This window comes from Streptomyces sp. E2N166 (assembly GCF_003671715.1).
Taxonomy (GTDB): Bacteria; Actinomycetota; Actinomycetes; order Streptomycetales; family Streptomycetaceae; genus Streptomyces; species Streptomyces thinghirensis.
In genome coordinates this window covers 1189084-1198905 of the sequence record NZ_RAIF01000006.1, presented here as the reverse complement: position 1 = coordinate 1198905, position 9822 = coordinate 1189084, and the positions used below count along the sequence as shown (strand labels likewise).

The 9822-nt window shown below is 72.5% G+C and carries 9 protein-coding genes; 5 read left to right on the top strand and 4 right to left on the bottom strand.

From position 1 onward, the window contains the following. The coding region (locus EBH09_RS05795) for a carbon-nitrogen hydrolase family protein (RefSeq protein ID WP_121745880.1) at positions 1-723 on the top strand (723 nt) is incomplete at its 5' end. 53 nt (positions 724-776) lie between these two features. Beyond that, complete coding sequence (locus tag EBH09_RS05790; RefSeq protein ID WP_121745879.1) at positions 777-2474, top strand: NAD(P)/FAD-dependent oxidoreductase; 1698 nt, start codon at positions 777-779, stop codon at positions 2472-2474. A 45-nt stretch (positions 2475-2519) separates the two neighbouring features. Here EBH09_RS05790 and EBH09_RS05785 read toward each other — a convergent pair whose 3' ends face one another. Beyond that, on the bottom strand, positions 2520-3449 hold the full coding sequence (locus EBH09_RS05785) for an LLM class F420-dependent oxidoreductase (RefSeq protein ID WP_121745878.1): 930 nt from the start codon (positions 3447-3449) through the stop codon (positions 2520-2522). Between the two features lie 111 nt (positions 3450-3560). After that, complete coding sequence (locus tag EBH09_RS05780; protein ID WP_121745877.1) at positions 3561-4256, bottom strand: DUF5995 family protein; 696 nt, start codon at positions 4254-4256, stop codon at positions 3561-3563. 173 nt (positions 4257-4429) lie between these two features. On the opposite strand from EBH09_RS05780, the gene EBH09_RS05775 reads away from it, so the two are divergent. Beyond that, a complete protein-coding gene (locus tag EBH09_RS05775; protein ID WP_121745876.1) occupies positions 4430-5566 on the top strand; it encodes a glycoside hydrolase family 6 protein in 1137 nt (378 codons plus the stop codon). Here EBH09_RS05775 and EBH09_RS05770 read toward each other — a convergent pair. Further along, positions 5548-6981: a solute carrier family 23 protein gene (locus EBH09_RS05770; protein ID WP_121745875.1), complete on the bottom strand. Its 1434-nt coding sequence runs from the start codon at positions 6979-6981 to the stop codon at positions 5548-5550. The genes EBH09_RS05775 and EBH09_RS05770 overlap by 19 nt on opposite strands. A gap of 209 nt (positions 6982-7190) precedes the next feature. Between EBH09_RS05770 and EBH09_RS05765 the strand changes: the two genes are divergently transcribed. Continuing rightward, on the top strand, positions 7191-7649 hold the full coding sequence (locus EBH09_RS05765; protein WP_121745874.1) for a thioesterase family protein: 459 nt from the start codon (positions 7191-7193) through the stop codon (positions 7647-7649). On the opposite strand, the gene EBH09_RS05760 is transcribed toward EBH09_RS05765, so the two are convergent. Further along, complete coding sequence (locus EBH09_RS05760; protein ID WP_121745873.1) at positions 7609-8820, bottom strand: MFS transporter; 1212 nt, start codon at positions 8818-8820, stop codon at positions 7609-7611. The two genes, EBH09_RS05765 and EBH09_RS05760, sit on opposite strands and share 41 nt — an antisense overlap. A 142-nt stretch (positions 8821-8962) precedes the next feature. On the opposite strand from EBH09_RS05760, the gene EBH09_RS05755 reads away from it, so the two are divergent. After that, the coding region (locus tag EBH09_RS05755; protein ID WP_153182613.1) for an ROK family transcriptional regulator at positions 8963-9822 on the top strand (860 nt) is incomplete at its 3' end.

Here is a 9822-nt window from a genome sequence, read left to right as displayed (position 1 = left end):
GACGAGGCCGCGGGCCGGGCCGCCGCCGCGGGGGCGGGGCTGCTGGTCACCGCCGAACTGTTCCTGACCGGGTACGCGATCGGTGACGACGTCGCCGTCCTGGCCGAGCCGGCCGACGGCGACTCCGCCGACGCCGTGGCGGAGATCGCCGGACGCCACGGCCTCGCCGTCGCGTACGGCTACCCGGAGCGCGCGGGCGACAGTGTCTTCAACTCCGTCCAGCTGATCTCCGCCGACGGCACCCGAGTGGCGAACTACCGCAAGACCCACCTCTTCGGCTGCTTCGAGCGCGACCACTTCACGCCCGGCGAGCAGCCCGTCGTCCAGGCCGAGCTGGACGGGGTGACCGTCGGCCTCATGATCTGCTACGACGTGGAGTTCCCGGAGAACGTCCGCGCCCACGCCCTGGCCGGCACCGACCTGCTGCTCGTCCCGACCGCGCAGATGCACCCGTTCCAGTTCGTCGCCGAGTCCGTAGTGCCGGTGCGGGCCTTCGAGAACCAGATGTACGTGGCGTACGTCAACCGCGTCGGCCGGGAGGGCGAGTTCGAGTTCGTCGGGCTGTCCGCACTCGCCGGACCCGACGGGACCGCCCGTGCCCGGGCCGGGCGCGCCGAGGAACTGGTCCTCGGCGACGTCGACCCGGTCCTCCTCGCCGCCTCCCGCGAGGCCAACCCGTACCTGAAGGACCGCCGCCCCGGCCTCTACGGGCCCCTCGTCTGAGTCCCGAGCCCCGAGCCCTCACCCTGTTCCACCTGTGCAAGGAGCCCGACCCCATGACGTCCACCGTGCCCAACGCGATCGAGCACGCAGACGAGCAGCAGCCGCCGATCACCATGTTCGGGCCGGACTTCCCGTACGCGTACGACGACTTCCTCGCCCACCCGGCGGGTCTCGGCCAGATACCCGCGACCGAGCACGGCACCGAGGTCGCGGTCATCGGCGGCGGGCTGTCCGGCATCGTGGCCGCCTACGAGCTGATGAAGATGGGCCTCAAGCCCGTCGTGTACGAGGCCGACGAGATCGGCGGGCGACTGCGGACCGTGGGGTTCGACGGGTGCGACCCCGCCCTGACCGCCGAGATGGGAGCGATGCGCTTCCCGCCGTCCTCCACCGCCCTCCAGCACTACATCGACCTGGTGGGACTGGAGACCCGCTCGTTCCCCAACCCCCTCGCCGAGGCGACGCCCTCGACCGTCGTCGACCTCAAGGGCGAGTCGCACTACGCCGAGACGCTGGCCGACCTGCCCCAGGTCTACCGTGACGTCGCCGACGCCTGGGCGAAGTGCCTCGAAGAGGGCGCCGACTTCTCCGACATGAACCGCGCCCTGCGCGAGCGCGACGTCCCGCGCATCCGCGAGATCTGGGCGAAGCTGGTCGAGAAGTTCGACAACCAGACCTTCTACGGCTTCCTCTGCGACTCGGAGGCCTTCAAGTCGTTCCGCCACCGCGAGATCTTCGGCCAGGTCGGCTTCGGCACCGGCGGCTGGGACACCGACTTCCCCAACTCCATCCTGGAGATCCTCCGCGTCGTCTACACCGAGGCCGACGACCACCACCGCGGCATCGTCGGCGGCTCCCAGCAACTGCCGCTGCGGCTCTGGGAGCGCGAGCCGGAGAAGATCGTCCACTGGTCCCACGGCACCTCGCTGAAGTCCCTGCACCTGGACGGCGAGCCGCGCCCGGCGGTGACCCGGCTCACCCGCACCGCCGGCAACCGCATCACCGTGACCGACGCCGACGGCGACATCCGCACCTACCAGGCGGCGATCTTCACCGCCCAGTCCTGGATGCTGCTGTCGAAGATCGCCTGCGACGACTCGCTGTTCCCGATCGACCACTGGACGGCGATCGAGCGCACCCACTACATGGAGTCCAGCAAGCTCTTCGTGCCGGTCGACCGGCCCTTCTGGCTGGACAAGGACGAGGACACGGGCCGGGACGTCATGTCGATGACGCTCACCGACCGCATGACCCGCGGCACCTACCTCCTCGACGACGGACCCGACAAGCCCGCCGTCATCTGCCTCTCCTACACCTGGTGCGACGACAGCCTGAAGTGGCTCCCGCTGTCCGCGAACGAGCGGATGGAGGTCATGCTCAAGTCGCTCGGCGAGATCTACCCGAAGGTCGACATCAGGAAGCACATCATCGGCAACCCGGTGACGGTCTCCTGGGAGAACGAGCCCTACTTCATGGGCGCGTTCAAGGCCAACCTGCCCGGTCACTACCGCTACCAGCGACGCCTGTTCACGCACTTCATGCAGGAGGAGCTGCCCGAGGACAAGCGGGGCATCTTCCTCGCCGGCGACGACATCTCCTGGACGGCCGGCTGGGCCGAGGGCGCCGTCCAGACCGCGCTGAACGCGGTCTGGGGCGTCATGCACCACTTCGGTGGGGAGACCGACTCGACCAACCCGGGCCCCGGTGACGTCTACGACGAGATCGCGCCGGTCGAGCTCCCCGAGGACTAGGGGAGTCGTTGAGCCGGCCTGGTCCGAACGGAATCCCCTGGCCGGCTAGATCCCGTTCGCCCGCGCCTTCTCGTACACCTCGGCGGCGATGTCCTTGAGCTCCTCGGCGTCCCGTGCCGTGCTCTGGAAGTCGAGGAGGATCTCGTCCAGGCCGATCTCGGCGTGTGCGGCGAGGTCCTCGACGATCTGGTCGACGTCGCCGTGGAAGGGGCGTCGGCCGGAGGGGTCCTGGGGTGCCTTCCGGTAGCGGGCGTTGACCCGCAGCACCGTCCGGATCGGCTCCGTACGGCCGCGCTCGGCGGCCAGGTCCCGCAGCTGACGCCACTGCTCGGCGACGGCCTCGGCGCCGAGGGCGTTCGGCAGCCAGCCGTCGGCGTGGTCGACCAGTCGGCGCCGGGCCCTGCCGCTGCCCGCCGCCAGCAGGACCGGGATCGGCCGGGCGGGCTTGGGGCCGACCACGGCGGACGCGATCTTCGTGAACTCGCCGTCGTACACCACGGGGTCCGGCCCCCAGACCGCGCGGCACACCTCGATCAGCTCGTCCAGGGCCCGCCCGCGCTCGGCGAAGGGCCGCACGGACGCCGCCGCGTACTCGTCGTGGGACCAGCCCGTGCCGAAGCCGGCGACGACCCGGCCGCCGCTCGCCGCGTCCAGTGAGGCCAGCGCCTTCGCCAGCTGGAACGGAACGTGCAGCGGGGCGACCAGGACGCTGGAGCCCAGCTCCGCCCGCTCGGTGGCGGCGGCGGCGAGGGTCAGGGTGACCAGCGGCTCCGCCACGTTCCGGTACTCGTCCGGCCAGGGCAGGCCCTCGATGCCGTACAGCCCCTGGGTGGCCGGCTCGGGGAACAGGGCCCGCTCGAAGACCCACAGGCTTTCGTAGCCCAGCCGTTCCGCCGCGCGGGCCACGTCGGGGACGTCCTTGCCGAGGTCGTACTGCCGCATCTGGGGGAGGCCGAGTCCGAGCCGCGTTGTCATGCCTGGGTGCTCCTTCGCAGCCGGGGTGCGATGTCGCATGGTGCCCGAGAGTTCAACGTACAGCGGTCGCACGGGAGGTCCTCCGAGCGCGCACCGGGAGCGCCGGAATGATCAGTCCGGCAGCGGGGTGAGCAGCATGCGGCCCGCGAAGCCCACCGCCGCGTCCAGCCGTTCGGTGAACTCCCCGGCGACGTCGGGCAGCCGGCGCAGCGCCCACAGCGCGCGGGCCGCCGCCCAGGTGGCGTCGCGGGCGCGCTCCAGGCTCCAGGAGCCGAGCAGATGGGTCAGCGGGTCGGCGATCTGCAGGAGGTCGGGGCCCGGCATCAGCTCGTCGCGGATGCGCTCCTCCAGCGACACGAGGAGATCACCCACCCGGTCGAACTCGTCCTCCAGCTCGACGGGTTCGCAGTCGAGCGTACGGCAGGTGTCCACCACGGCCAGCGCGAGATCGTGGCCGATGTGCGCATTGATGCCCGCCAGCGCGAACTGCAGCGGCCGTACGCCGGGATGGCGGCGCAACTGGAACAGGGGCCGCCAGCAGGCGGGCGGCCGGTGCCCGTCCTCCAGCGCGTCGAGGGCTGCCAGGTAGCGCTCCGCGAACCGCACGTCCAGCGCGGTCGCGGCCCGGGCGTCCGGGAAGCGACCGGTGTCGATGTGCCGGTCGACCGCCTCCGTGACGGCCAGGTAGACGCGGTTGAAGACGGCCACCCCGTCCCGGGCGGGCAGCGTCGTGTCGAGGGCGCGCATCCGGGAGAGGACCGTGTCCACCGTCCGGACGGCCGCCGGGACTTGTTCGCAGTGCGCCATGGCGGCAGGTTCGCAGCTTTAGGCTGGCGGGAGTGCCGGCGGGCCCGACGCTTCCCCAGAACGGGGGAACGCGCCCGCCGCGCGGGGGAGGGGGACCACACGTGTCAGGCCTTCGTGCCCGGCGCCTGGCCGCTCGCAGGGCCGAGCGCGGACGTGCCGCGCGTCGCGGCGCGATGGTCGCGGCGGCGTCCGTCGTGGTCGCGGTGGGCACCGTGACCGGCATGCTGTCCGCGCTCGGCGACGGCGGCGGAGCGGACGAGGCCCGGCCGGAGGTGACGCGGTCACCGCCGCTGCAGTCCCTGCCCGTCGTGCCGTCCCCGTCCCCGTCGGCGTTGCCGTCGGCCTCCGCCTCGCCCTCCCCGTCGGCGAGGAAGGCGAGTCCCAGTCCCTCACCGAGGAGGAAGTCCGAGAAGGCCGGGAAGGAGAAGCCCCGGGCCGCCGCGGCCTCCACCCGGCTCTACCGGCACCCCGGGTCCCAGGTCCTCGACTGGGTCCGTGCCCACCCCGGCGACCCGCGCCAGGACGTCATCCGGTCCCGGATAGCCGACCATCCGGCCGCCGTCTGGTTCGCCGACTACACGCCCGCGACCATCACCTCCCGGGTCCGGGCCGTCACCTCGGGCGGTGCCGAGGCGGGCCGGGTGCCGGTCGTCGTGCCGTACGTGATTCCCGACCGCGACTGCGGCGGCCACTCCCAGGGCGGCGCGCCCGACCTCGACGCCTACGACGACTGGATCGACCGCTTCGCCGCCGGGCTGGGCTCGGGCCATGTCATCGTCGTCCTGGAGCCCGACTCGGTCGCCCAGGCCGAGTGCATGTCCGCCGGTGAGCGTGGAGACCGCTTCGCCTCGCTGGCACGAGCGGGGCGCGTGCTGAAGGACGCCAACCCGAACGCCCGGGTCTACTTCGACGCGGGGCACTCCGGCTGGCACGCGCCCGCCAAGCAGGCGGGCTGGCTCAAGCAGGCGGGTGCCGCCTCGGCCGCCTCCTCCGACGGCATCTTCAGCAACGTCTCCAACTTCCACGCCACCGCCGACGAGGTCGCCTACGACCGCGCGGTCCTCGACGCCCTCGGCGGCCCCGCGAGCCTGGGCGCCGTCATCGACACCAGCCGCAACGGCAACGGCGCCCCCTTGGACGGCGAGTGGTGCGACCCGGACGGCCGCAAGCTCGGCCGCGCACCGACCCTGAGCACCGGCATGGGGCGCGTCGACGCCTACCTGTGGGTCAAGTTGCCCGGGGAGTCGGACGGCTGCAAGGGCAAGCCGGGCACGTTCACGCCGTCCTACGCCTACGACTTGGCGCGCTGAGACCCGTCGCCGGAGCCGTCGCCGCCGTCGCCGCTGTCCCCGGTCCTCTCGTCGTACGACGACGTGCCCTCGTCCAGCAGCGGCTGCTGCGTCTTGAGGTGGGCCGGGGCGAAGGCCCGCAGCGCGTGGTAGCCGGTGATGACGACCACGGTGCCGAGCGCGATGCCGCTGAGGGAGAAGGTGTCGGTGAACTCCATGCTGACGTTGCCGACGCCGATGATGATGCCCGCGGCGGCCGGCACCAGGTTCAGCGGGTTGCGCAGGTCCACCTTGGCGTTGATCCAGATCTGGGCGCCGAGCAGGCCGATCATGCCGTAGAGGATGACCGTGATGCCGCCGAGGACGCCGCCGGGGATCGCGGCCACGACCGCGCCGAACTTCGGGCAGATGCCGAAGAGGAGGGCGAAGCCCGCGGCGGCCCAGTACGCCGCCGTCGAGTAGACGCGGGTCGCCGCCATCACGCCGATGTTCTCGGAGTACGTCGTGTTGGGCGGGCCGCCGACCGCGGTGGAGAGCATCGAGCCGACGCCGTCCGCGGAGATCGCCGTGCCGAGCTTGTCGTCGAGGTTGTCGCCGGTCATCTCGCCGACCGCCTTGACGTGTCCGGCGTTCTCCGCGACCAGTGCGATGACGACCGGCAGGGCCACCAGGATCGCCGACCACTCGAAGCTCGGCCCGTGGAAGGACGGCAGCCCGATCCAGTCGGCCTGGCCCACGGCGGAGAAGTCCAGCCGCCAGTGGTCGGTGAGCTTGCCGCTGCCGTCCACCGAGTGGATCCTGCCGAAGATCCGGTCGAGGGCCCAGGAGAGCAGGTAACCGAAGACCAGCCCCAGGAAGATCGCGATCCTGGACCAGAAACCGCGCAGGCAGACCACGGCCAGACCGGTGAACAGCATCACCAGCAGCGCCGTCCACTGGTCCTGCGGCCAGTAGGTGGACGCGGTGACCGGGGCCAGGTTGAAGCCGATCAGCATGACCACCGCGCCGGTGACGACGGGCGGCATCGCGGCGTGGATGATCCGCGCCCCGAACCGCTGGACGGCGAGTCCCACCAGGAACAGCGCGGCGCCGACCACCAGCACCGCGCCGGTCACCGTGGCGCTGGTGCCGCCCTGGGCGCGGATCACCGCGGCGACGCCGACGAAGGAGAGCGAGCAGCCGAGGTAGCTGGGCACCCGGCCGCGGGTGGCGAGCAGGAAGATGACGGTCGCCACGCCCGACATCATGATCGCGAGGTTGGGGTCCAGGCCCATCAGGACCGGAGCCACGAAGGACGCCCCGAACATGGCCACCACGTGCTGGGCGCCGAGCCCGGCCGTGCGGGGCCACGAGAGCCGTTCGTCGGGGCGGACCACCGCTCCGGGTGCGGGCGTGCGCCCGTCACCGTGCAGCTTCCAGCGCACGCCGAGGTCCATGGTGAGGTTTCGCTTTCTCTGTACGTGAGGACTGTCCGCACCATTGTCGGGGGTACCGGACGGCCCCACGTCCGGCGCCCCCCCCGCTGACCAGCACCTTCCCGGTGATCGCCGCTGAGCGTCCGCTTAGGATGGAAGGAGCCGCCGTACGTGAGCAGGTACGGCCGGCCGTACGTGAGCACAGCCGAGCAAGACCAGGAGCCCCGCCCGTGACCGCCGAAGCCCCCGCCGCGCCCCTTCTCTCCTACGGCCGGCTCGTCCCCGTCACCGTCCACTTCGACGACCTGGACGCGCTCGGCCTGCTGCACAACGCCCGCTACCCGGTGATGGTCGAGCGCGCCTGGGCCGAGCTGTGGACCGAGCACGGCTTCCGCTTCGAGGGCGACTGGGCGGCGGCAGGCGACGCCTGCAACGCGGTCAAGGAGCTGACGATCACCTACGATGCGCCGGTCACCAGGCCGGGCGCGTACGCCGTCCACCTCTGGCTGGACCGGCTCGGCGCGACCGGGCTGACCTACGGCTTCCGGTTCTGCTCGGCGGACGGCGCCACCACGTACGCCCACGGCGCCCGGGTGCTGGTCCGGCTGGACTCCGGAACGCTGCGTCCGGCGCCGTGGAGCGACACCTTCAGGACTGCCGGTCGGGCACTCCTGCGTTCGAAGGACTGATCTTCGGGCGGTCCCGGTCCCCGGCGCGCAGCACCTTCGCGAACACCACCAGACAGCAGGCCAGCGCGGTCACCAGTCCGAACGACACCACCAGGCTGGTCGCCTGGGCCAGACCGCCGATCGCGCTCGGGGCGACCAGACCCGAGGTGTACGTGATGGTGGCGACGCCCGCGATGGCCAGGCTGGGGTTGGAGCCGGCGCGGCCGGCCGCCGCGAAGCACAGCGGGACGACCACGGCGATCCCGAGACCCATCAGCGCGAAGCCGGTCATCGCCACCGCGGGATGGCCCCCGACGACGATGAGCAGGCCGCCGAGGGTGGCCAGCACACCGCTCACCCGGACCGTGCGCACGGCGCCGAACCGGTCCACCACCTTGTCGCCGGCGAACCGGGCCAGGGCCATGGTGAGTGTGAAGCCCGTCGTGCACGCCGCCGCCAGACCGGCCGAGGCCTCCAACTGGTCCCGCAGATAGACCGCCGACCAGTCCAGGCTCGCGCCCTCCGCGAACACCGCGCAGAACCCGACCGCGCCGATCAGCAGCGCCGACCTGGGCGGCAGCGCGAACCTCGGGGGCGGGTCCGCGTCCTCGGCGGGCTGGAGGTCGAGCACCCAGGTGCAGGCGACCAGGCCCGCGACGGTCAGCACGGAGGCGGCCAGTACGTGATGCAGCCGGGCGTCGGAGCCAAGGTGGGCGGCGAGCGTGCCGGCCGCCGAACCGATCAGGGCGCCCGCGCTCCACATGCCGTGCAGGCCCGACATGATCGACTTGTCGAGACGGTTCTCGATCTCGACGCCGAGCGCGTTCATCGCCACGTCCGACATGCCCGCCGTGGCGCCGTAGACGAAGAGGGCGAGGCACAGGGTGAGCAGGTTCGGGGCGAGGGCGGGCAGGGCCAGCGCCAGCGTCCACAGGGCGAGCAGGCCGCGCAGGGCGGTGCGGGCGCCGAAGCGGTGACTGACGCTGCCGGCCAGCGGCATGGCGACGGACGCGCCGAGCGCCGGGAACGCGAGCGCCAGGCCCAACTGGCCCGCGCTCACCCCGGCGTGGTCCTGGATCCACGGCACGCGGGTGGCGAACGAGCCGGTGACGGCACCGTGCACGGCGAACACGGCCGCCACGGCATACCGGGCGCGTCGCACCGTGCGCTGCTCGTAGACCACTGCGCTCATTCTCGGGCCCCTCCCTCGGGTCTGCGCCACCGGCTCGGACCGCCTGGCGTCATCGCGCCGCGTAAACTATCAGGAACCCTGCCTGATAGATAGGGGATTACCGGCGTGGGCCCCCGCGCCGCCGATCTGGAAGGATCCCGGCATGCCCGCATCCCCGAGCACCGCCCGGGCCATCAACGACCGCCTCGCCCTGCGCCTGCTCCAGCAGGAGGGCCCGTTGACGGCAGGGCAGTTGAAGCAGCTGACCGGCCTGTCCCGCCCCACCGTGGCCGACCTCGTCGAACGCCTCACCGCCTCCGGCCTCATCGAGGTCGCGGGGGAGTCGGGCGAGCAGCGCCGGGGGCCGAACGCCAAGCTGTACGGCATCGTCGCCGACCGCGCCCACCTCGCCGCCCTCGACGTACGCACCGAGGGCGTCGCCGTGCTGGTCTCCGACCTCCTCGGCCGGGTGCTGGCAGAGGGCTACGTGCCGATCGGCGACGACACCGGCACCGGTCCCGCGGTGGAGCAGGCGGTGAGCCTGGTCGAGCGAGCGGCGAAGGAGGCCGGGGCCGACCGGCTGCACACCGTCGGCATCGGCGCACCAGGCCTGATCGACCCGGCGAGCGGGGAGCTGCGCGACTCCACCGGTCTGCCCGAGTGGCACCGGCGGCTGATGGACGCGTTGCAGGAGAAGTTCCCCGAGGCGCGGGTCGGCGTCGAGAACGAGACCAACCTCGCCGCCCTGGCCGAGCAGCGCGACGGGGCCGCCCGGGACCGGGACACGTTCGTCCTGCTCTGGCTCGGCCTGGGCATCGGCGCCGCGGTCGTCCTCGACGGCACACTGCGGCGGGGCGTCTCCGGCGGCGCGGGCGAGGTCGGCTTCATGCCGGTGCCCGGCACCTCGGGCCTGCCGTCGGCCACCGACTGCGACGGCGGCTTCCACTCCGTGGCGGGGTCGGCGGCGGTCACCGCCCTGGCGGCGCGGCACGGCGTGACGGCGACGCCCGACGGACCCGAGCC

What these genes read in the sequence shown, in the direction of transcription:
- EBH09_RS05775 (WP_121745876.1), top strand. Translation starts at nt 4,430, where the DNA reads ATGGTCGCGGCGGCGTCCGTCGTGGTCGCGGTGGGCACCGTGACCGGC.
- EBH09_RS05780 (WP_121745877.1), bottom strand. Translation starts at nt 4,256, where the DNA reads ATGGCGCACTGCGAACAAGTCCCGGCGGCCGTCCGGACGGTGGACACG.
- EBH09_RS05785 (WP_121745878.1), bottom strand. Translation starts at nt 3,449, where the DNA reads ATGACAACGCGGCTCGGACTCGGCCTCCCCCAGATGCGGCAGTACGAC.
- EBH09_RS05760 (WP_121745873.1), bottom strand. Translation starts at nt 8,820, where the DNA reads ATGAGCGCAGTGGTCTACGAGCAGCGCACGGTGCGACGCGCCCGGTAT.
- EBH09_RS05790 (WP_121745879.1), top strand. Translation starts at nt 777, where the DNA reads ATGACGTCCACCGTGCCCAACGCGATCGAGCACGCAGACGAGCAGCAG.
- EBH09_RS05770 (WP_121745875.1), bottom strand. Translation starts at nt 6,981, where the DNA reads ATGGACCTCGGCGTGCGCTGGAAGCTGCACGGTGACGGGCGCACGCCC.